18 protein-coding genes are annotated in these 22579 nt (G+C 68.7%); 13 read left to right on the top strand and 5 right to left on the bottom strand.

What is annotated here, in order from left to right; genetic code table 11:
• Nucleotides 1-13: 13 nt before the first annotated feature.
• The 5 genes from OED01_RS01875 to OED01_RS01895 are packed head-to-tail and all read left to right on the top strand — an operon-like array spanning nucleotide 14 to nucleotide 6683.
• A complete protein-coding gene (locus OED01_RS01875) occupies nucleotides 14-1006 on the top strand; it encodes a carbohydrate ABC transporter permease (protein WP_264156719.1) in 993 nt (330 codons plus the stop codon).
• Entirely contained in the window at nucleotides 1003-1908 is a 906-nt protein-coding gene (locus tag OED01_RS01880) for a carbohydrate ABC transporter permease (protein WP_413231600.1), read from the top strand. The genes OED01_RS01875 and OED01_RS01880 overlap by 4 nt, the downstream gene beginning before the upstream one ends.
• A complete protein-coding gene (locus OED01_RS01885) occupies nucleotides 1905-4382 on the top strand; it encodes a glycoside hydrolase family 2 protein (RefSeq protein WP_264156720.1) in 2478 nt (825 codons plus the stop codon). Before OED01_RS01880 ends, OED01_RS01885 begins: the two co-directional genes overlap by 4 nt.
• On the top strand, nucleotides 4379-5353 hold the full coding sequence (locus tag OED01_RS01890; RefSeq protein WP_413231601.1) for a glycoside hydrolase family 113: 975 nt from the start codon (nucleotides 4379-4381) through the stop codon (nucleotides 5351-5353). The genes OED01_RS01885 and OED01_RS01890 overlap by 4 nt, the downstream gene beginning before the upstream one ends.
• A 4-nt stretch (nucleotides 5354-5357) precedes the next feature.
• Nucleotides 5358-6683, top strand: coding sequence for a nuclear transport factor 2 family protein (locus OED01_RS01895; protein WP_264156721.1), 1326 nt, complete (start codon nucleotides 5358-5360; stop codon nucleotides 6681-6683).
• Nucleotides 6684-6722: 39 nt separating this feature from the next.
• Here the strand turns inward: OED01_RS01895 and OED01_RS01900 are convergent, their stop codons facing one another.
• Nucleotides 6723-7388: a type 1 glutamine amidotransferase domain-containing protein gene (locus OED01_RS01900; protein WP_264156722.1), complete on the bottom strand. Its 666-nt coding sequence runs from the start codon at nucleotides 7386-7388 to the stop codon at nucleotides 6723-6725.
• 92 nt (nucleotides 7389-7480) lie between these two features.
• Between OED01_RS01900 and OED01_RS01905 the strand changes: the two genes are divergently transcribed.
• On the top strand, nucleotides 7481-8392 hold the full coding sequence (locus OED01_RS01905) for a LysR family transcriptional regulator (protein ID WP_264156723.1): 912 nt from the start codon (nucleotides 7481-7483) through the stop codon (nucleotides 8390-8392).
• Here the strand turns inward: OED01_RS01905 and OED01_RS01910 are convergent, their stop codons facing one another.
• Nucleotides 8393-8965: an antibiotic biosynthesis monooxygenase gene (locus tag OED01_RS01910; protein ID WP_264156724.1), complete on the bottom strand. Its 573-nt coding sequence runs from the start codon at nucleotides 8963-8965 to the stop codon at nucleotides 8393-8395. It lies immediately after the preceding gene.
• 417 nt (nucleotides 8966-9382) lie between these two features.
• Here OED01_RS01910 and pulA point away from each other — a divergent pair, with 417 nt between their 5' ends.
• From pulA to OED01_RS01940, 6 genes are all read left to right on the top strand, one after another.
• Complete coding sequence (gene pulA / locus OED01_RS01915; protein WP_264156725.1) at nucleotides 9383-15085, top strand: pullulanase-type alpha-1,6-glucosidase; 5703 nt, start codon at nucleotides 9383-9385, stop codon at nucleotides 15083-15085.
• Nucleotides 15086-15292: 207 nt separating this feature from the next.
• Nucleotides 15293-15739, top strand: a complete 447-nt coding sequence (locus OED01_RS01920) for a hypothetical protein (RefSeq protein WP_264156726.1) — start codon at nucleotides 15293-15295, stop codon at nucleotides 15737-15739.
• Nucleotides 15740-15820: 81 nt separating this feature from the next.
• A complete protein-coding gene (locus OED01_RS01925) occupies nucleotides 15821-17323 on the top strand; it encodes a CoA-acylating methylmalonate-semialdehyde dehydrogenase (protein ID WP_264156727.1) in 1503 nt (500 codons plus the stop codon).
• 31 nt (nucleotides 17324-17354) lie between these two features.
• Nucleotides 17355-18506, top strand: a complete 1152-nt coding sequence (locus tag OED01_RS01930) for an acyl-CoA dehydrogenase family protein (RefSeq protein ID WP_264156728.1) — start codon at nucleotides 17355-17357, stop codon at nucleotides 18504-18506.
• Entirely contained in the window at nucleotides 18503-19387 is an 885-nt protein-coding gene (mmsB, locus tag OED01_RS01935; RefSeq protein WP_264156729.1) for a 3-hydroxyisobutyrate dehydrogenase, read from the top strand. Before OED01_RS01930 ends, mmsB begins: the two co-directional genes overlap by 4 nt.
• 41 nt (nucleotides 19388-19428) lie before the next feature.
• Nucleotides 19429-20205 carry an enoyl-CoA hydratase-related protein gene (locus OED01_RS01940; RefSeq protein WP_264156730.1) on the top strand — a complete coding sequence of 259 codons (777 nt, stop codon included), beginning with the start codon at nucleotides 19429-19431 and terminating at the stop codon, nucleotides 20203-20205.
• Nucleotides 20206-20224: 19 nt separating this feature from the next.
• Here OED01_RS01940 and OED01_RS01945 read toward each other — a convergent pair whose 3' ends face one another.
• Genes OED01_RS01945 through OED01_RS01955 form a run of 3 tightly spaced genes read right to left on the bottom strand, consistent with a single transcriptional unit; the run spans nucleotide 20225 to nucleotide 21667 of the window.
• On the bottom strand, nucleotides 20225-20668 hold the full coding sequence (locus tag OED01_RS01945; protein WP_264156731.1) for a YdeI/OmpD-associated family protein: 444 nt from the start codon (nucleotides 20666-20668) through the stop codon (nucleotides 20225-20227).
• 10 nt (nucleotides 20669-20678) lie between these two features.
• Nucleotides 20679-21134: an SRPBCC family protein gene (locus OED01_RS01950; RefSeq protein WP_264156732.1), complete on the bottom strand. Its 456-nt coding sequence runs from the start codon at nucleotides 21132-21134 to the stop codon at nucleotides 20679-20681.
• The gene (locus OED01_RS01955; protein ID WP_264156733.1) at nucleotides 21131-21667 is read right to left on the bottom strand and encodes a MarR family winged helix-turn-helix transcriptional regulator; all 537 of its coding nucleotides are present in this window, start codon (nucleotides 21665-21667) and stop codon (nucleotides 21131-21133) included. The genes OED01_RS01950 and OED01_RS01955 overlap by 4 nt, the downstream gene beginning before the upstream one ends.
• 133 nt (nucleotides 21668-21800) lie before the next feature.
• Between OED01_RS01955 and OED01_RS01960 the strand changes: the two genes are divergently transcribed.
• Nucleotides 21801-22577 carry an electron transfer flavoprotein subunit beta/FixA family protein gene (locus OED01_RS01960; protein WP_264156734.1) on the top strand — a complete coding sequence of 259 codons (777 nt, stop codon included), beginning with the start codon at nucleotides 21801-21803 and terminating at the stop codon, nucleotides 22575-22577.
• Nucleotides 22578-22579 lie beyond the last annotated feature (2 nt).

Here is a 22579-nt window from a genome sequence, read left to right on the forward strand (position 1 = left end):
GGGCGGCAGAGACATGGCCATCGCAACACCGGGTGCGGCACCCGTCGACAGCACTGCCGCCCTCTCGACACCCGCGCGAGCGGGTCGGTTCGGCGGCGCGCGTCGTCGAACCGACCCGGCCCGCAGCGGAACGGCGGGAAAGGGTCCCCTTCAGAAGCTCACCCCGTGGTTCTTCCTCGCGGGCGCCGTCGGACTGCTCCTGCTGTTCACCTACTGGCCCGCGCTGAACCTGTTCTACTTCAGCGTCACGGACTGGGACGGCATCGACCTCGAGAAGAACATCGTCGGACTGGAGAACTACGTCGAGGTGTTCACCGACCCGCGCATCTTCTCGGTGTTCGGGGTGAGCCTCTACTACTTCGCGGCGTCGTTCGCGCAGATGGCGATCGCGCTCTACTTCGCGACGATCCTCAGCTTCTCGACCCGGTTCTCGAACCTGTTCCGGGGCATCCTGTTCTTCCCCTACCTGATCAACGGCGTCGCCATCGGCTTCGTCTTCCTGTACCTGTTCCAGCCCGGCGGAACCCTCGACACCGTGCTCGCGTGGTTCGGCATGGTCGATCCTCCCCAATGGCTCGGTGACCCGGACGTCGTCAACTGGTCGCTCTCGGCCACCTCGGTGTGGCGGTACACCGGCATGAACTTCGTGCTCTTCCTCGGCGCAATCCAATCGATACCGCACGATCTCTACGAGGCGGCCGACCTGGACGGTGCCAGCCGCTGGCAGCAGTTCTGGGCAATCATCTTCCCTGGCATCCGACGCGTGATCGGGCTGTCGTTCATCCTCGCGATCTCCGGAAGCCTCGCCGTGTTCGAGATCCCGTTCATCATGACCGGCGGCGCGAACGGCTCAGCCACCTTCGTGATCCAGACCCTGCAGACCGCGTTCACGTTCCGCAACGTCGGGCTCGCCTCCGCGATGGCGGTGGTCCTGCTGGCGATCGTGCTCGTGGTGACCTGGATCCAGCGCACGGTGTTCCCCGACGAGAAGGTCGACCTGACATGACCACCACCACCGAGCCGGTGCGCACCATGCCGGTGCGCACCGCACCGCAGCGACCGATCCGCGGGCGCTCGTTCCTCGACCGGTTCAAGAGCGGCAGCGCGACGACGGCGAAGTACACCAGTCTCGTGATCGCCGCGGTCGTGACCCTGCTGCCGCTGTCTGTCCTGCTGTTCGCGAGCATGAAGACCGCGCCGGAGTACGCGCAGACCGGTCCTTTCGACCCGCCGGCGAACTGGCTGAACTTCGAGAACTTCGTCACCGCGTTCACGAGCGGCAAGATGCTCGAGGGCTTCGTGAACACCACGATCGTGCTGGTGGTCTCGTTGGTCGGGACGATCCTGCTGGGGACCATGGCGGCCTATGCGCTGGACCGGTTCGAGTTCCGCGGCAAGAAGCTCGTCTTCGGCCTGTTCCTGGTGGCGACGCTGATCCCCAGCGTGACGAGCCAGGTCGCGACCTTCCAGCTCATCAACGGCCTCGGACTCTACGACACCAAGGCGGCGCTGATCCTGCTCTTCATGGGCACCGACATCATCGCGATCTATCTCTTCATCCAGTTCATGCAATCGATACCGGTCTCGCTCGACGAGGCCGCGATGATCGACGGAGCGAACCGCTGGACGATCTACTGGCGGATCGTGCTGCCCCTGCTGAAGCCCGCGATCGCCACGGTGGTCATCATCAAGGGCATCGCGGTGTACAACGAGTTCTACACACCTTTCCTCTATCTGCCGTCCGAAGGACTGATCTCCACGTCTCTGTTCCGGTTCAAAGGACCGTTCGGCGCGCAGTGGGAGGTCATCGCCGCCGGAACAGTCCTCGTCATCATCCCCACTCTCATCGCCTTCCTGCTGCTTCAGCGCTGGATCTACAAGGGCCTCACCTCAGGAGCCGTCAAGTGACACTCGCCCCCGTCCGCATCCCTCTGCACTCCGGCTGGACCGTCCGTGCCGCACACGGCCCGGCACCCGAGGCCATCGACGGCAGGCGGATCCCGGCGACCGTCCCCGGCGTCGTGCACACCGATCTGCTCGCCGCAGGGCTGATCCCGGACCCGTATCTCGACGACAACGAATCGCTGCTCGCCTGGATCGGCCTGGTGGACTGGTCATACGAGACGACGTTCGACTGGGCGCCCGACGGGCACGACCGGCACGACCTCGTCTTCGACGGCCTCGACACCGTCGCGACCGTCCGCGTGAACGGGCACACCGTGCTCAGCGCCGCCAATCAGCATCGCTCCTACCGGGTCGACGTGCGCGAGGCGCTGGTCGAGGGCTCCAACCGGCTCGAGGTCGCCTTCCGTTCGCCCGTCCGCCACGCGAACGCCATGAGCCAGGAGCTCGCTCCTCGGGCCCGCGCCTACCCGACGCCGTTCGAGGCGATTCGCAAGTCCGCGTGCAGCTTCGGCTGGGACTGGGGCATCGCCACCGCGACGAGCGGAATCTGGCGCCCCGTGGCGCTCGAGTCGTGGTCCGTCGCCCGGATCTCCGAGGTGCGCGTCGCCGCCGACCGCGCAGAGCAGGGCGGCCGGCTCACCGCGCGCGTGCTCGTCGAGCGTGCGGAAGCCGTCGGCACCGCAGCTCTGACGCTCGACGTCTCCGTCGCCGGACGCTCCGCGACGGTCGATGTCACCGATGATGTCGCCGCCGTCGCGATCGACGCCCCGGATGCCGAACTGTGGTGGCCGATCGGGTACGGCGAGCAGCCGCTGTACGCGACATCCTTCGTCCTGTCGGATGCCGAGGGCGTACGTGACGCGACGGAGCGCCGGGTCGGGTTCCGCTCGGTGCGCTGGGACACGGCGGCGGATGCCGACGGCACCCCGTTCTCGCTCGTCGTCAACGACCAGCCGGTGTACGTCAAGGGCGTCAACTGGATCCCGGACGATGCCCTGTTCCCCCGTGTCGATCGCGCGCGCTATGAGCGGCGACTTCGCCAGGCCGCCGCGGCGAACCTCAACCTCGTGCGCGTGTGGGGCGGCGGCATGTACGAGTCCGAGGACTTCTACGACCTGTGCGACGAGCTCGGCCTGTTGACCTGGCAGGACTTCCTGTTCGCCTGCGCCGCGTATCCCGAGGAGGAGCCGATCCGCAGCGAGGTCGAGGCGGAGGCCAGCGAGCAGATCGTCCGGCTGTCCGCGCATCCGTCCCTCGTGCTGCTCACCGGCAACAACGAGAACATCTGGGGCTACGAGGATTGGGGGTGGAAGCAGGAGCTCGACGGGAAGACATGGGGCGCGTACTACTACTACGAGCTGTTCCCCCAGCTGGTCGACGAGCTGGCAGCGCACGTGCCGTACAGCCCAGGCAGCCCTTTCAGCCCCGGTGGGCAGCATCCCAACGCCGAGCCGCACGGCACCATGCACCTGTGGGAGCAGTGGAACAGGCAGGACTACCTCACCTATCGCGACCACGAGCCGCGTTTCGTTGCGGAGTTCGGTTGGCAGGGACCGCCGGCGTGGTCGACCATGACGCGGTCGATCTCGGACGAGCCGCTCACACCCGAGTCGCCGGGCATGATCGTGCATCAGAAGGCGGCGGAGGGCAACGTCAAGCTGACCCGAGGCCTGCTGCCGCACTTCCGTGTGCCCTCCGACACCGACACCTGGCACTGGGCGATGCAGCTGAACCAGGCGCACGCGGTGCGTTTCGCGCTCGAGCACTTCCGCTCGCTCGCACCGCACAACGCCGGTGCGGTGGTGTGGCAGCTCAACGACTGCTGGCCCGTCACATCCTGGGCGGCGATCGACGGCGACGAGCGGCTGAAGCCGCTGTGGCACGCGCTCAAGAACGCGTTCGCTCCGAAGGCCGTGACGATCCAGCCGCGCGAAGCCGGCCTGAGCGTGATCGTCGGCAACGACACCGGGGAGGAGTGGGCGGGAGAACTCGTCGTCCGTCGGGTGCGATTCGACGGCACGGTTCTCGCCGAACAGGCGCTGCCGGTCACGGCATCCGCTCGTGGTGGGGCGACGGTCGTGATCGCCCCCGAGGTGGCGGCCGCGCAGGATGCCGCGGGCGAACTGATCGTGGCGAGCGTCGGCGACGCGAGAGGATTCTGGTACTTCACCGAGCCGCGGGACTCGCAGTTGCCGGCCGCCGACGTGGCGGTCGAGACGGCGAGTGTCGCCGATGGCACTCAGGTGCGGATCACCGCGCACAGCCTGGTGCGGGACCTGTCGCTGCTGCCGGACAAGGTGCACCCGGATGCGTTCACCGAGGACGGGCTGATCACGCTGCTGCCGGGGGAGACCGCGACACTGCTCGTCCGGCACACCGGGCAGATCGACGCGGCGGCCCTGATCTCGCCGGCCGTGCTGCGCACGGCGAACGAACTGGTCGCCGGTTCTCGTCCGGTGAGCGAGGTGGCGAAGTGACCGAGGAGGGACGCGGCATCCTGGATTCCTACGTCGCCGGCATGACATGGGGATGGACGGGCATCCGCGGCACCTGGGCGGCGGATGCGGCATCCGAATCGATGGCGAGGATGGCGGACCTCGGGGTCACCTGGACCGCCCTGGCCTACGCGGTCGAGCAGGCCACGGCGCAGTCGACGGAGATGCCGTGGGACCAGGCGCCGACTGTCACCGACGATGAGATCGTCGGTGCCATCCGCCAGGCCAAGGCGCACGGGCTGAAGGTGTGCCTGAAGCCCGTCGTGAACGTGAGCGACGGGACATGGCGCGCCTATATCGGGTTCTTCGACTGGGACGTCCCCGGGGAGCCGAGCTGGACGCAGTGGTTCGCCGCTTACACGGAGTTCATCCTGCATGCGGCGCGGATCGCCGAGGCCGAGGGCTGCGAGATGCTCTGCATCGGCTGCGAGATGGTGCGCGCGGACGCCCGCGAAGACGAGTGGCGGGCACTGATCGCCGCGGTGCGCGACGTCTACACGGGAATCGTCACCTACAACTGCGACAAGTACCAGGAGGACCACGTCACCTGGTGGGATGCCGTCGATGTGATCACCTCGAGCGGCTACTACCCGATCGACCGCTGGGATGCCGAGCTGGACCGCATCGAGAAGGTGGTCGATGCATCCGGAAAGCCGTTCTTCTTCATGGAGGCCGGATGCCCGTCGCGCACCGGCTCTCCGGACAGGCCGAACGACTGGAGCCTGCCCGGGGAGCCGTCGGGCGACGAGCAGTTGAGGTACTACCGCGCGATGTTCGCAGCCTGCGACGCGCGGCCGTGGATGCGCGGATTCATGCTGTGGGACTGGCCGCCGGTGCTGTACGCCGAGTCGGACGCGAGCTCGAACGACGACTACTGTCCGTACGGCAAGCCGGCGGGGGAGCTCCTGCGAGACGCGTATCGGGCGAAGAGCGCAGCGCACACTCTACGATGATGTCGTGACCGAGACGCCGGAGAATCCGCAACCCACCCCGACGCCCGCCCCGGCCCCGTCAGGACCTCCTGCGCCGGATGCCGGTGATCATGCCTTCTCCCCGGTGACCTCGTCGGCCTCGACCGAACCGTCGGCTCCCGCGGCGCCTGCGCAACCGGCCTTCATGGCGCCGGGTGGTGCCCCGGCACCGCAGCCGTATCAGGACGGCCTGCCGCCGTACGCCGGTGCGGCCGCGTACCCGGGTGCCGCCTCCGACCCGATCGTTCCGGCCTTCCCCAACGTTCCGGCCTACGACCCGAACGTCCCCGGTGGCGTTCCCCCTTACGGGGGCTACCCCGGTGCGGCGCCCGCGCCGAAGAAGGGCCTGTCCAAGGGGGCGCTGTTCGGCATCATCGGCGGCGCGATCGCTGTCGTGCTCATCATCGCCGCGGCCATCATCGTGCCGGCGGCACTGCGCGGGCCGGCTGTCACGGCATCCGACGTCGTGGAGAACTACCTCACGGCGCTCTCGGAGGGCGACGCGGAGGCGGCGCTCGAGTACGTCGATCCCTACGGGGAGGAGGCGCTGCTGACCGACGACGTGCTGGCCGCGTCGCTCGAGCTGGGCGCGATCGAGGACATCGAGGTCACAGAGGTCACCGACAGCGACGAGTACGAGGCCACCGTGCCGGTCACGTTCACGATCGGCGGGGAGCAGATCTCGCGGGACTTCCAGGTGTACTCGTACGGTGACGACGAGTGGCAGATCGCCGACGGCCTGATCTCGGTGGCCGGGTTCTACGGTTTCGAAGGTCTCGGCCTGACGGTCAACGGCGTGGAGGCGCCGGAGACCGCCTACGTGTTCCCCGGAACGTACGAGCTCGCAGTGGGCGTGGAGCAGTTCACGATCGAGGGGGACGCCACGACGTTCGTCGTCGCGTCCGATGCGGATGCCGAGGTCCTCTGGGATCTGCGTCCCACGCTCACGGACGAGGGTGCTGCGCAGTTCCGCACCCTCGTGCGCGCCTCGGTCGAGGAGTGCGTAGCGATGAAGACGCTCACGACGCCGTGCGGCATGGACCTGACCGACATCGATCTCGACGGTCACGCACCGGTCGAGGGGACCGTGACGCGCACCCTCACCGCCGAAGGTCAGGCGACGCTCGACAGCCTGACGGCGGAGGTCTCCTCCGGATCCATCGTCACCAGCTACGACACGATCGACGTCGACATGACCCTGCAGGGCGATCAGGGCGGAGCGATCTCCGAGTTCGAGGTGTGGTTCGGCGGCTACCTCGGTTCGCCGAAGGTCGACTTCGCGGACGAGAGCCCGGCGGTCGTCTGGGAGTGACGGCACAGGGCGGATGCCGAGGCATCCGCCCTCCCCGTCTCAGGCCAGGGCGTCCAGCAGCGCCAGGGCCGCGGACACCGACGACTGCGGGTTCTGGCCGGTGATGAGCCCGCCGTCGACCACGACGTGGTCGCTCCACGGCACGGCGGTCTCGACGTCGGCGCCCTGCGCACGCAACGCGGACTCCAGCAGGAACGGGGCGCGGTCGGCGAGTCCGCCCAGGCGCTCCTCCTCGTCGGTGAAGGCGGTGATGCGCCGTCCGGCGACCACGGGCGTGCCGTCCGCTGCACGGGCCGGCAGCAGCGCCGCGAGCCCGTGGCAGACCGCGGCGAGGGGACGCCCTGCTTCGATGGTGGCGGCGATCAGCGCGCCGGAGGTGGCATCGGTCGCGAGGTCCTGCATCGGACCGTGGCCGCCGGGGTAGTAGACCGCGTCATAATCGGTGCCGTCGATGTCCGCAAGCACGAGCGGGGCGTCGAGTCCGCCGATCGCGGCGATGGCGGCGGCATCTCCGTCCTGCAGGCTTCCGGCGTCGACGATCGGGGCGACGCCGTTCGGCGTGGCGAAGGCGACCTCGTGACCGGCCTCGGTCAGCAGACGGTGCGGCGCGAGCAGCTCCTCCGCCCAGTAGCCGGTCGGGTGCTCGGTGCCGTCTGTGAGCGTCCAGGTCCGGGCTCCGGTCACGACGAAGAGAATGGTGGACATGCGGTCTCCTTGTTTCGAGCGGCGGATGCCGCCTGCGGGCGATAGTCGGGACAACCGGGGCAACAATCACCGGATTCCGATACATTCACGATATGAGCGATCAGAATTCTGATGGTCTGGAGAGCCTGCCCCTGTGGCGGACCTTCCTCGCCGTGCACCGCTCCGGATCGGTCTCCGGTGCAGCCCGGATGCTCGGGATGGCCCAGCCGACGGTCACGGCGCATCTGCAGGCGCTCGAGCGCATCGAGGGCGAGATGCTCTTCGTCCGTACCGCCAGAGGCATGCTCCCGACGGCGCGCGCCGACCTGCTGGCGACGCGGATCGCCGAGCCCTTCGACCGTCTCGTCGAGGCCGTCGGCGGTGGGGCGCCGGGCCGTGGGCCGCAGAGCATCCGACTCGGTGCCGCGGCGGAGTTCACGGCATCCGTCCTCCTGCCCGCTCTGGCGCCGGCGATCGCCGAGGGGCTGCGCGTGCACATGACGACCGGCCTCGCCGATGATCTCCTCGACGCCGCGCGCGGGGGGCGACTCGATCTCGTCGTCTCATCGGTGCGCCCGCGAGGACGATCCCTTCCTGCGGTCGGCCTCGTCGACGAGGAGTTCGTACTGGTGGCGGGTCGCGACGTGGGGGTCGGCCCGGAGGATGTCGCGGCGCGTGGCACGCAGTCGCTGTCGGAGCTCCCGCTGCTCGCCTACGCGCAGGACGTGCCGATCCTGCGACGCTACTGGCGGCACGTGTTCGGCGCGCGACTGGACCGCGAGCCGGCGCTCGTCGCCCCCGATCTCCGTGCGCTCGCCGCCGCGGCCGTCGCCGGCGCCGGCGTCACGGTGCTGCCGACCTACCTCATCCGATCCGAACTCGCCGACGGCCGCCTGCGGATGCTGGTGGCGACCGATGATCCACCCATCAACACGCTGTTCCTCGTCCGACGGCCCGGCGCGCCCGCCGAGGCCTCCCGCATCGTCGAGGACGCGCTGAGGCAGGGCGTCGTCGGCTGGACATGATCAGCGGGACAGCCAGCCCCTGAGCAACCGGGTCACCCACGGCAGCACCCAGTACGTCATGACCGGGGTCAGAACGAGCGTCGTCACCAGGACGCGCAGCCAGACCGGCAGTTCGCCGAAGCCGGGCACGGGGGTCATGAGATACGTGAAGAGCAGGTTGACCGGGAAGAACCCGAGCCAGATCGTGACGGCCTGCTTCCACCGCACCGGGGACGACGCGTCGGGCTGTGCATCGCCGGGAAGCGGGACCGCGCCGGTCGCCGGTTCATCGAACCAGCCCTCGATCCCGGTGCGGCGCTTCGCGCGTTCGCTGAGGACGAGGCCCTGACCGGTCGAATGCCACTGGGCGCGCTCGGCGGAGTTCTCCCAGGCCTCGAGCGTCTCGGCGTTCGAGAACCGGTAGAGCATGTACCAGACGTGCGAACTCTCGCCTGCTCTGATCCATCCGGAGCCGAGGAAGCCGGGGTGCCGGTTCGCGAGATTCACGCCGGTCTGCACCCAGGCGGTCGCCTCGGCGATGTGAGCGGGGTCGACTTCGCGGCGGATGGAGACGGTGATGGCTTCGCCGGACATGGTGGGTCCTCGGGGTTTCGGATGCTTGTGGCGCATACGAGTGTATGCCGAACGCCGAGGGGGAAGGGGAGACCCCCGCCGACCCGATTCGGCGGGGGTCTCGCGCGGTATGGAAACCGCGGGCGGGAGCAATCGGCTCACCGCGGCGCAGAAAGTCCCTGACTACCCGTTCCGGTCTGATTCTTCCGCGCAAGAGCAGTTGTAATCGCCCGAGGTGTCCGAAAGGTGAACGCGGATCGAACTTCGCGATCCGCGTCTGGAAGCGCTTACGAAATCCTCCCCGGTGATCAGTTAGTTCCCACTGGTTCAAAGAGATCACTGCTGGAAGCGCTTGCAGAATCTCCCGGGCGACTGCTAGCTTCGGGTCCACAGCACCCGGGCACGTCGCCGTGCCCTCCGTCCCGCAGGGAGACTCTCGTGTCGAAGAAGACCGTCCAGCGCCGCACCGCCCTTCTCGTCGCAGCGACGCTCGCCGCCACCGGCATCAGCGCAGCAGCGGGCCTCGCCCCGGCATCCGCCGCCGACCGGACTGTCGCCCTCGTCGGCGACCTCCAGTCCGAGCTCGGCTGCGCGGCGGACTGGGCGCCCGACTGCGCCGAGACCGAGCTCGCACCCACCGGAGCCGACGGCATCTACAGTGCGGAGTTCGAGGTTCCCGCCGGCACGTACGAGTACAAGGTGGCGCTCGACGACGGCTGGGACGAGGCGTACGGGCTCGACGGCGGCGGCGACAACATCCCGCTCACGATCGCCGGCCCGTCGACGCTGCGGTTCACGTTCGACGACACGCTCAAGCGGGTCGGGCTCGAGGTCGTCGATGTCCGCGGCGGCTTCGCGGCCGAAGACGAGCCGCTCATCGCGAGTCCCGTGCGACAGCCGGGCGACGGCGAGCAGTTCTACTTCGTGATGACCGACCGGTTCGCGAACGGCGACCCGTCGAACGACGCCGGAGGCCTCGAGGGCGACCGCCTCACCACGGGCTACGACCCGACGGACAAGGGCTTCTACCAGGGCGGCGACATCGCCGGCCTGCACCAGAACCTCGACTACATCGAAGGGCTCGGCACGACGGCGATCTGGCTGACTCCGAGCTTCGCCAACAAGGCCGTCCAGGGCGCGGGCGACACGGCCAGCGCCGGCTACCACGGCTACTGGATCACCGACTTCACCCGCATCGACCCGCACCTGGGGACGAACGCGGAGCTCGAGGCGCTGATCGCCGACGCCCATGCCCGCGGCATCAAGGTGTACTTCGACATCATCACCAACCACACCGCCGACGTCATCGACTACGCCGAGAAGACCTACGGCTACGTCGACCAGGCGACCCGTCCCTACACGGATGCCTCCGGCACCGCCTTCGACGCCGCCGACGTCGCGGGGAGCGCCGATTTCCCGGCCCTCGACCCGGCCACGAGCTTCCCTTACACGCCCGTCGTCACAGACGAGGACGCCAAGGTCCCGGCCTGGCTGAATGATCCGACGCTCTACCACAACCGCGGAAACTCGACCTGGTCGGGGGAGTCCGTGACGCACGGCGACTTCGACGGCCTGGACGACCTGATGACCGAACACCCCACCGTCGTCAACGGATTCGTCGAGGTCTACCAGGACTGGATCGACCTCGGCATCGACGGATTCCGCATCGACACCGTCAAGCACGTGAACTTCGAGTTCTGGGAGCAGTGGTCCCAGGATGTCCTCGACTACGCGCACGCGCAGGGCAACGAGGATTTCTTCATGTTCGGCGAGGTCTATGACGCCGATCCGGCGAAGCTCTCGCCCTACGTGCGGAAGACCGACATGAACTCGGTCTTGGACTTCACCTTCCAGTCGCAGGCCGTGAGCTTCGCTGCCGGAAACTCCGCCAAGGGGTTGCAGTCGCTCTTCGCCGGCGACGACTACTACACGACGTCCGACACGTCGTCGACGGCTCTGCCGACCTTCCTCGGCAACCACGACATGGGTCGCATCGGATCCTTCGTCGACAACCTCGATGCGCCGCTCGAGCGCGACGAGCTCGCGCATGAGCTGATGTTCCTCACCCGTGGCCAGCCGGTCGTGTACTACGGCGACGAGCAGGGCTTCACCGGACCGGGCGGCGACAAGGACGCCAGGCAGACGCTGTTCGCGACGCAGGTCGACGAGTACGCGAACCAGAATCTCATCACGGGGGAGCACGCCGGCTCGGTCGACCGTTACGGCACCGACGCGCCGCTCTACGCGCACATCGCGGAGCTCTCGACGCTGCGCGCCGCGCATCCCGCACTGACCGACGGTGCACAGATCGAGCGCCACGCGACATCCGGCCCCGGCGTCTACGCCTTCTCCCGAGTGGATGCCGAGGAGAAGGTCGAATACCTCGTGGCGGTCAACAACGCCACGACGAACCAGAGCGTCGAGCTGACCACCCTGACCGCCGAGGCGTCGTACGCGCCGCTGTACGGGCAGGCCGAGGCGCTGACGACCGACGCCGGTGCTGCGACGAGCATCACGGTGCCTGCACTGTCGGCCGTCGTCTGGAAGGCGGATGCCGCGGTCACCGCGCCGGCGGAAGCCGCGCCGATCACCCTCAGTGTCCCCGCGGCAGGCGCCGGTATCGAAGGCCAGGCCGCCGTCGTGGCCGACATCGCCGACCAGTGGGCGCAGACCAGCTTCTCCTGGCGCGTGGCCGGCGCCGACGAATGGCACCCGCTCGGCACCGCCGAGGACACCGACCCGCGAGTATTCCACGACCTCGGCGGCCTGAAGAAGGGGACGCTCGTGGAGTACCGTGCGGTGACGACGGATGCCGCAGGGCATCACGCTGCGGCATCCACGTACGCATCCGTCGGCAATGCCGTGACCCTGGCCGAAGGCGAGGAGCCGCAGCCGACCTTCGATTCCGTCACGGTCGCCGGCAGCCTGAACGCGGAGATGGGCTGCGCCGCGGACTGGGAGCCGGGCTGCGAGAAGGCGAAACTGGCTCTGCGCGCGGACGGCGTCTGGGCAGGGACCTTCGACCTGCCGGCGGGCGACTACGAGTACAAGGCGGCGATCAACGGCAACTGGAGCGTCAACTACGGCGCGAACGGCGTTCCGGACGGTGCGAACATCACGATCGCTCACGTCGGCGGCCCGATCTCGTTCTACTTCGACCCCCGCACGAACATCGTGCAGTCCAGTGCCGAGGGGCCGATCGTGACGCTGCCGGGTTCGCTGCAGTCCGAGCTCGGGTGCCCGGGGGACTGGGCGCCGGACTGCCTCGGCACGCTCTTGGCCGACGGCGACCGCGACGGCGTGTACGAGTTCTCGACCTCCGCGCTGCCGACCGGCGCGTACGAGCTGAAGGTCGCCCATGGTCTGAGCTGGGCGGAGAACTACGGTGCCGACGGCGCTCGAGACGGCGCGAACATCTCGTTCAGCGCGACCGAGGGCAAGGTCACGACCTTCCGCTACGCGCTCGCCACTCACGTTCTCGAGGTGACCGGCGACGACCCGCAGCTCCCCGGCGTCGGTGAACAGCGCGCGCACTGGATCGACGAGACGACCATCGCGTGGCCGGCGAACCTCGGCTCCACCGACAGAGCCGCGTACGCGCTGCACTCGGCATCCGACGCCTCGATCGCGCTGACGGACGGCCAGGTCACCGGCGGCGAGACGATCGAGCTGACGGTCGACGGCACGCTGACCGAGAAGCAGCTCTCGCGCTTCCCGGCGCTCGCCGGGTTCCTCGCCTTGAGGATCTCCGATGCGGATGCCGCGGCTCTCGTCCGCACGCAGCTGGCCGTCTCTCAGCGCGGCGCGGACGGAGCGGTCACCGCGTTCACGGGCGTGCAGATCCCCGGCGTGCTGGATGACCTGTACGCGTCCGAGCTCGACGACGTCGATCTCGGAGTGACGTTCCAGGGCAAGAAGCCGACCTTCCGGCTGTGGGCTCCGACTGCGCAGCAGGTGACCCTGCTGACCTGGAACGCGGGCGCCACCGGCGACCCGGTTCGCCACGACGCGGCGTGGGATGAGGCATCCGGCGTGTGGCAGGCCAAGGGCGACAAGGGGCTCAAGAACGACGAGTACCTGTGGGAGGTCGTCGTCTATGCGCCGAGCACGGGAAAGATCGAGACCAACCTGGTCACCGACCCGTACTCGACCGCGCTGACATTGAACTCGGAGCGGTCCGTCGCGGTCGACCTGGACGACAAGGTGTGGGAGCCGAAGATCTGGAAGAAGGCCGAGGCGCCGGAGGTCGAGCGCGACGTGGATCGTGCGATCTACGAGCTGCACATCCGTGACTTCTCGATCGGCGACACGACGGTGGCCGAGGATAAGCGCGGTACGTACCTCGCCTTCGCCGAGGACAGCGCGGGCGCCGATCAGTTGCGCGAGCTGGCGGACGCCGGCATCAACACCGTGCATCTGCTGCCGTCATTCGACATCGCCACGATCGACGAGAACCGCTCGACGCAGGCCGTGCCGGCGTGCGACCTCGGCTCGTTCGGCCCGGCATCCGCAGAGCAGCAGGCGTGCGTCGGCGCAGTCGCCGGTGCCGACGGCTTCAACTGGGGCTACGACCCGTACCACTACTCGGTTCCCGAGGGCTCCTACGCGGTCGACGCCGACGGCGGGCAGCGCGTGAGCGAGTTCCGGACCATGGTCGGTTCGCTGCATGACATGGGTCTGCAGGTCGTGCTGGACGAGGTGTTCAACCACACCGCGGCATCCGGTCAGGCGGACACCTCCGTGCTCGACCGGGTCGTGCCCGGCTATTACCACCGCCTGAACGCGGCCGGCTCGGTCGAGACGAGCACGTGCTGCCAGAACGTGGCGACCGAGCACCTGGCAGCACAGAAGCTCATGGTCGAATCGGTCGTGACCTGGGCGCGGGACTACAAGGTCGACGGATTCCGATTCGACCTGATGGGACACCACTCCACGGCCAACATGCTGGCTGTCCGAGAGGCGCTGGACGAACTGACCGTCAGGAAGGACGGCGTCGACGGTTCGGCCGTCTACCTCTACGGCGAGGGCTGGAACTTCGGCGAGGTCGCGGACAACGCCCTGTTCGAGCAGGCCACGCAGGGCCAGCTCGGCGGCACGGGCATCGGCACGTTCAACGATCGGCTGCGGGATGCCGTGCACGGCGGCAGCCCGGTCGACGGGTCGTCCACGTTCCGTCAGGGCTTCGGCACCGGGCTGGGCACCGACCCGAACGGGAACCCGATCAACGGCACGACCGAGCAGGCGCTCGCCGACCTCGGTCATGAGACGGATCTGGTGAAGCTCGGCCTGGCCGGGAACCTGCGCGACTTCGCGTTCACGACCAGCGACGGGGCCGTGACCGCTGGGGCCGACATCGATTACCGCGGCTCGCGGGCCGGCTACGCGGACGAACCGGGCGAGGTCATCAACTACGTCGACGCGCACGACAACGAGACGCTGTACGACCTCTCGGTGCTGAAGCTGCCGACGGGCACTCCGATGGCGGACCGCGTCCGTATGAACACGCTGTCGCTCGCGACGGTGACGCTCTCGCAGTCGCCCTCGTTCTGGCACGCCGGGACCGAGCTGCTGCGGTCGAAGTCGCTGGATCGCAACAGCTACGACTCGGGCGACTGGTTCAACCGGATCGACTGGACGGGGCAGGAGTCGACCTTCGGCTCCGGGTTGCCGCCGGCGGCGGACAACGAGGAGAAGTGGCCGATCATGGCCCCGCTGCTGGCGGATCCCGCGCTGAAACCGACGGCCGTGGACATCGCGGCGGCCGAGGCGTCCGCGCTGGATCTGCTCCGGATCCGGGAAGAGGTCGACCTGCTGCGACTGGGCTCGGCCGACCTGATCGAGCGGAAGGTGAGCTTCCCGAACGGCGGAGCGGATGCCGCTCCCGGCGTCATCGTGATGCTGATCGACGATCTGATCGGCGCCGACGCCGACCCCGCGCTCGCTGGTGCCCTGGTCGTGTTCAACGCCTCCCCCGACGCGGTGACTCAGACGGTGTCGTCGCTGACCGGCCGCGATTTCGCGCTGACGGATGCCCAGGCCGACGGCGCGGATGCCGTCGTGAAGGCGACGACCTGGGATGCCTCCTCCGGCACCGTCACGGTTCCCGCCCGCTCGGTCGCGGTGCTCGTCGACGCGCAGTAGCCGCGACTCAGGCGCCGTCGCACGACCCGGGAGCGACTGCACGACCCGAAACCGATGTCGGTTCGTGCGGCCGTTCCTGGGTCGTGCATGTGTTTCCGCCACGGCCGCACACCACTCGCCCTGCACAACGGCGCGATGGCCGTGAGATTCTCCACAGCCCGCGGAATTCCGCGGAGGGGATGCGCGGCACCACGCGATCATCGCCTCATGACCGATGCGAACGCGACACTCAGAGACCTGATCGTCGACCATGACGACAACCTCCGCGACCTGCTGCAGGTGCTGCTGCGGCACGCGACCCGCCGCCAGATGTGGCTGATGTTCATCGACGATCACGGGCGCCTCGGCGACCCGATCATGCCGATGGACGACGTCCCCGCCGACCCGCACGAGGAGGTGGTGGTCGACGATCTCGGTCTGGTCGACCAGGCGCACGTGCTCATGCACCGCAGCGGCCTCCTTCTCGAGCTGACGGGCAATGCGAGCGTCGTGCTCGTGTGGGAGCGGATCGGCTCGAGTGTTCTCGACGACGATGACCGCGCCTGGGCGAGTGCGATGGCCGATGAGGCCGCGTCGCTCCAGGTGCCGCTGCGCGCGCAGTTCCTGCTGCACAATCGTGGGATCCGCCAGCTGCATCCCGACGACTACCTCTAACTACTAGGACGCCCTAGTAAATGGGTGAGGGGCAAAGTAAGCTTTCCTTGTGCCAACGACGGCACGAAGGGACTTTGCACAATGACTCGCACCATCCCCCATTTCGTAGGCGGATCGCTCCTGACCCCGGACGACGGACGCTTCGCGGACGTGTTCAACCCCAGCACGGGCGCTGTCCAGGCCCGGGTGCCGCTCGCGAGCGCCGACGACGTGCGCCGCGTGATCGCCGACGCGGAGGACGCGCAGCCCGCATGGGCCGCGACCAATCCGCAGAAGAGGGCGCGCGTGCTGATGCGCTTCCTCGACCTCGTGCACCGCGACATGGACGATCTCGCCCGGCTCCTCTCCAGCGAGCACGGCAAGACGTTCGACGACGCCAAGGGCGATATCCAGCGCGGTCTGGACGTCATCGAGTTCGCGGCCGGTGCGCCGCACCTGCTCAAGGGCGAGTACTCGACCGAGGCCGGCACGGGAATCGACGTGTACTCCCTGCGCCAGCCGCTCGGCGTCGTCGCCGGCATCACGCCGTTCAACTTCCCGGCGATGATCCCGCTGTGGAAGGCCGGGCCGGCGATCGCCGCAGGCAACGCCTTCGTGCTCAAGCCGAGCGAGCGCGACCCGTCCGTCCCGGTTCGGCTCGCCGAACTGTTCCTGGAGGCCGGCCTGCCGGCCGGCATCCTCAACGTCGTGCACGGCGACAAGGAGGCGGTCGACGTCCTGCTGGAAGACGAGCGCGTCAAGGCGATCGGCTTCGTCGGCTCCACGCCGATCGCCGAGTACATCTACGCGACGGCTGCCGCGCACGGCAAGCGCGCGCAGTGCTTCGGCGGTGCGAAGAACCACCTCGTCGTCATGCCCGACGCCGACCTCGACCAGGTCGTCGATGCCCTGATCGGCTCCGGTTACGGATCGGCGGGCGAGCGGTGCATGGCGATCTCGGTCGCCGTGCCGGTGGGGGAGGCGACCGCGGACGCCCTCGCGGCCAAGCTCACCGAGCGCGTCGCCGAACTGCGGATCGGGCCGTCCGACGCAGAGGGCGTCGACTACGGTCCGCTCATCACACGAGCCGCCGTCGAGCGCGTCACCGACTACATCCAGCAGGGTGTGGATGCCGGGGCCACTCTCCTCGCCGACGGACGCGGGCTGATCGTCGACGGGTACGAGGAGGGGTTCTACCTCGGGCCGACGCTGTTCGACCACGTGACCACCGACATGTCGATCTACCGCGAGGAGATCTTCGGTCCTGTGCTCGTGATCGCCAGGGCGCACGACTACGAGGAGGCGCTGGCGATGGCATCCGACCACGAGTTCGGCAACGGCGTCGGGATCTTCACCCGCGACGGCGACGCGGCTCGTGATTTCGCCGCACGCGTGAACGTCGGGATGGTCGGCGTGAACGTGCCGATCCCGGTGCCACTCGGCTACTACACGTTCGGCGGCTGGAAGCGCAGCGGGTTCGGCGACCTGAACCAGCACGGCCCGGACTCCTTCCGCTTCTACACGAAGACCAAGACCGTCACCAGCAGGTGGCCGGCGGCCGGTATCCGCGAGGGAGCCAACTTCGTCATGCCCACCACCCGTTGATCCCCATCCGCTGATCCCACAAGGAGCACCGATGACCCTCATCACCACCACGACCGAGGAACGGCAGGCGATCCTGCAGGCGGTCCGCGAGTTCGCCGAGGCGGAACTCGCGCCGTTCGCTCAGGAACGCGACGAGAAGCACATCTTCCCTCGGGAGAGCCTGCAGCACGCGGGCGAGCTCGGGCTGGGCGGCGTGTACGCCGGCGAGGACTTCGGCGGCACGGGGCTCTCGCGCACCGACACCGTCGCGATCTTCGAGGAGCTCGCGAAGGGCGACCCCGCCGTCGCCGCCTACATCTCGATCCACAACATGGTCGTCGGCATGATCGATCGCTACGGCGACGAGGCGCAGCGATCGCACTGGCTGCCGATCCTGACGAGCATGACCGGTTTCGGCGGGTACTGCCTGACCGAACCGGGTGCCGGATCGGATGCCGCGGCGATCGCCACGAGCGCGATCCGCGACGGCGACGAATACGTGCTCACCGGCGTGAAGCAGTTCATCTCCGGCGCAGGCGAAGCCGCGGTCTACGTCGTGATGGCGCGCACCGGTGACGCGGGTGCGCGCGGCATCACCGCCTTCCTCGTCGCTGGAGACACCGCCGGCCTGAGCTTCGGCGCGCCGGAGAAGAAGATGGGATGGCATGCCCAGCCGACCAGGCAGGTGATCCTCGACGAGGTGCGCGTCCCGGCATCCGCCCGGCTCGGCGACGAGGGCGGCGGTTTCAAGATCGCGATGTCGGCGCTCAACGGCGGGCGGCTGAACATCGCCGCCTGTTCGCTCGGCGGTGCGCAGTGGGCGCTCGACAAGGCGATCCAGTACGTGCACGAGAGGTTCACGTTCGGCGAGCCGCTCGCCGACAAGCAGAGCATCGTGTTCGCGATCGCCGACATGCGGGCGCAGCTGCATGCCGCGCGGCTCATGGTGCAGGACGCCGCAGCCGCGGTCGACGCGGGCGACGAGGACGCGTCTGTGCGCTGCGCGATGGCCAAGCGCTTCGCGACCGACGCGGGATTCGACGTCGCCAACCGTGCGCTGCAGCTGCACGGCGGGTACGGCTATCTGCAGGACTACGGCATCGAGAAGGTGGTGCGCGACCTGCGCGTGCATCAGATCCTGGAAGGGACGAACGAGATCATGCAGCTCATCGTCGGACGCGAGACCCTCAAGGTCGCGTCGTGAGAATCGCGTTCCTCGGCCTCGGCCACATGGGCCTGCCGATGGCCCACAACCTCGTCGCCGCAGGGCACGGCGTCACCGGCTTCGACGTGATGCCGCAGGCGAGGGATGCCGCGGCCGCGAGCGGCATCCCCATCGCCGACACCGGAGCGGATGCCGCGGCATCCGCCGAGGTCGTCATCACGATGTTCCCCGCCGGTGCCCACGTGCTCTCGGCCTACCGAGAAGGACTGCTCGATGCGGCGCCCGCGGGCACGCTCTTCATCGAGTCGTCCACGATCGCCGTCGCCGACGCTCAGGAGGCGCACGCGCTCGCGACCGCCGCCGGTCATCGCCAGGTCGATGCCCCCGTCTCCGGAGGTGTCGTCGGCGCGGAGAACGCGACGCTGGCGTTCATGGTCGGCGGTTCGGAGGGCGACTTCGCCGCCGCGCAACCGATCCTCGAGGCGATGGGCAAGCGCATCGTGCGCTGCGGCGGTCCAGGGCTCGGCCAGGCGGCGAAGGTCTGCAACAACATGATCCTCGGGGTGTCGCAGATCGTGGTCGGCGAGGCGTTCGTGCTCGCCGAACGGCTCGGCCTCAGCCACGACGCGCTCTACGAGGTGGCATCGAACGCGTCCGGCCAGTGCTGGGCGCTGTCCACCAACTGCCCGGTTCCGGGGCCGGTGCCGACGAGCCCGGCCAATCGCGACTACCAGCCCGGCTTCGCCGGTGCCCTGATGGCGAAGGACCTCGGCCTCGCGCTCGAGGCGATCGAGCAGACCGGCACGGATGCGCGCCTGGGCAGACTGGCGCAGGAGATCTACGCCGCCTACGCCGCGGGTGACGGTGCGGCGCGCGACTTCTCCGGCATCATCACCGAGATCAGAGAAGGACGCGTGTGAGCGGGGCGGATACTGGGAGCATCCCGATGGAGAGGACACGCATGAGCGAGTACGAGACGATCCTGGTCGAACAGCGCGGCCGCGTCGGATGGATCACGCTGAACCGCCCGCAGGCCCTGAACGCCCTGAACGCCCGGCTCGCAGACGAGGTCACAGCCGCAGCCGTCGCCTTCGACGCCGACGACGGGGTCGGTGCGATCGTCGTCACCGGAAGCGAGAAGGCGTTCGCCGCCGGGGCGGACATCAAGGAGATGGAGTCGATGACGGCATCCGAGATGCTCGCCACCGACCACTTCGGCGTCTGGCACGATTTCGCGGCGGTCCGCACGCCCGTGATCGCCGCCGTCAGCGGGTTCGCTCTGGGCGGCGGGTGCGAACTGGCGATGATGTGCGACATCATCCTCGCCGCCGACTCGGCGAAGTTCGGCCAGCCCGAGATCAATCTGGGCGTCATCCCCGGTATGGGCGGCACGCAGCGGCTGATCCGCGCCGTCGGGTACTACAAGGCCGCCGAGCTCGTGCTCTCCGGTCGGCTGATCGGTGCAGAGGAGGCCGAGCGTGCAGGGCTCGTCTCACGCGTGGTGGCGGCATCCGATCTGCTCGCCGAGGCGTCGACCCTGGCGGAGACCATCGCGTCCAAGTCCCTGCCGAGCCTGTACGCGGCGAAGGCGGCACTGGATGCGGCGATGGAGACGAGTCTGACCGACGGCCTGGCCCACGAGAAGCAGGCGTTCGCCGCGCTGTTCGACACGGCGGATCAGAAGGAGGGCATGTCCGCCTTCCGCGAGAAGCGCTCGCCGCGGTTCACGAACAACTGATCGCGCGGCGATGTCCTCGTCAGGCGCGCAGCGCGGCCAGCACCTTCTCGATGCGGCGGGCGCGGGTGTCGTCCGACTTCGCGTCGGCGACCTGTCTGGCGTGCTCCTTGCGCTTCGAGTACGAGAGGGCGTCGAACGCGGTGCGCAGCGAGGGATCCGCATCGAGAGCCTCGGCGAGCGCCGGAGGCACCTCGACCTCGCGCTCGGCGGTGTCGACGGCGATCGTGGCCTCGACCTCCTGTCCCATCTCGAGGCTCATCTCGGCTCTGGCGGCCTTGCTGAAGCCGATCATGTTCAGCCCGCCCATCCTGGCCAGACGCAGACGGATGCTGCGGCCGTCGATCGTCACGACGACGGGGAACGTCCTGCCCGCTCCGAATCCGGCGACCTGCTCGTCGGTGAGGACGATCGCGGCCGCCGGTCCGTGCGGTTCGAGGACGGTCTTCATGCGGAGTTCGGTCATGCCCGACAGATTACGCGCGCTCGAGTTCGGCGGCCAGGATCGCGCCTCGTTCGTCGATCAGCCGCCGCATGTAGTCCCGGAGGAACAGCCGGTCGACCAGCGCGCCGATCGGCCCGAACGGAGAGCGCAGTGTCACGGTGTCGCGCATCAGCGTGCCGTCCGGGTGCTTCTCGAACTCGTGTTCGTGATGGAACTCGGCGAAGGGGCCGGCGATCTGCCGATCGCAGAACCGATGCGCGGGGTCGAGATCGCACACCTCGGATGTCAGCCGGAACGGGATGCCGAAGTGCCGCGCACGCCACGTCACGGTCGAGCCTTCTGCGAACACGCCGCCGTCCGGCCCGGCGACCATCGTCTCGCCGTATCTCGCCATGGTTCGCACGTGCAGCTGCGGATCGAGGGAGGCCGCGTACACCCGCTCGGGAGTCGCGCGGATCACGCGTTCGACGACGAAACCGCCCGTCACAGCGGGTCGGGTTGCGGGCGCGGATCGGTGAAGTCCCCGGCATCCTTGCGCAGGCGCGCGACGATGCCGACGAGATCGGCCGCATCCTCGGGGGTGATGCCGGGATCCGAGAAGACCTCGGAGTTCAGCGCGGTGGTCGCCCGCTCCACGAGTGCGCGGCCGGCATCGGTGAGCGCGAGCATCGCCGCCCTGCCGTCATGCGGGTGCGGCTCGCGGACGATCAGTCCGTCGCGCACGAGACGTTCCGCGGTGCTCGTGACCGTGGTCGCATGCACCTGCAGGCGCGACACGACGCTCGACAGCGGCAGGCGCCCGCGGCGGCTGAACGCGAGCAGGCGCAGCACCTCGTACCGGGCGAACGACAGCTCGAACGGTTTGAGAGCCGCATCGACTCTCGCGAGGAGCAGCTGCTGCGCGCGCATGACCGAGATGACGACGGTCATGCCCTCGGCGGCATCCGTCCATCCGTGCGCGAGCCATTGCCGCTTCGCCTCGGCGAGCGGATCGATCGGCAGGGGTCGGTGCTGGGCCACGTTTCCACGGTACTCGGCCCTGCCGCCCCTTCGGTGCGGCGCGCTACGCTCGGAGGCGTGCAGCGGTCGACAGTCGTCGGCGGTGAGACTCAGTTTCACCGGACTAGACTCGGAGTGTCGTGAGGAGCAATCGATGAAGATCTTCGTCCTGGTCAAAGAGGTGCCGGACACCTACGGTGATCGCAAGCTGAACCTGGAGACGGGCCTTGCCGACCGAGGGGCCGGTGACGTCGTCCTGGATGAGATCACCGAACGCGCGCTCGAGGTCGCGCTGAGCTACGCGGGCAGGAACGAGGGCACCGAGGTCGTCGCGCTCTCGATGGCTCCCGAGTCGTCGACGGCATCCGTCCGGCGTGCGCTGGCGATCGGCGCCGGGTCCGCCGTCCACATCGCAGACGAGCAGCTCGTCGGCGCCGACCTGGGGCTCACCGCCGAGGTGCTGGCTGCGGCGATCCGCCGAGGCGCACCCGACCTGGTCATCACCGGCAACCTGTCGACGGACGGATCGGCCGGTGTCATCCCGGCGATGCTCGCCGAGCACCTCGGCTTCGCGCAGGCGACCGCGCTGAGCGCAGTGGAGATCACCGCGGAATCCGTCTCCGGCACGAGGGCAGCGGATGCCGGATCGCAGCCTGTCTCGGCTCCCCTGCCGGCGGTCATCTCGATCACCGAGGCCCTGCCGGATGCCCGCTTCCCGAACTTCAAGGGCATCATGGCGGCCAAGAAGAAGCCGCTCGAGGTGCTCTCGCTCGCCGACCTCGGCGTCTCCGCCGACCCGGGTGCGGCGCCGCGGACGATCATGACCTCTGTCGCCGAGAAGCCCCCGCGGGCAGCGGGCGTCAAGATCACCGATGAGGGGGATGCCGCAGCGCAGCTGGTGGACTTCCTCGTGCAGAACAGGCTGGTGTGACC

Origin of the sequence: Microbacterium sp. M28 (assembly GCF_025836995.1) — a bacterium.
Taxonomy (GTDB): Bacteria; Actinomycetota; Actinomycetes; order Actinomycetales; family Microbacteriaceae; genus Microbacterium.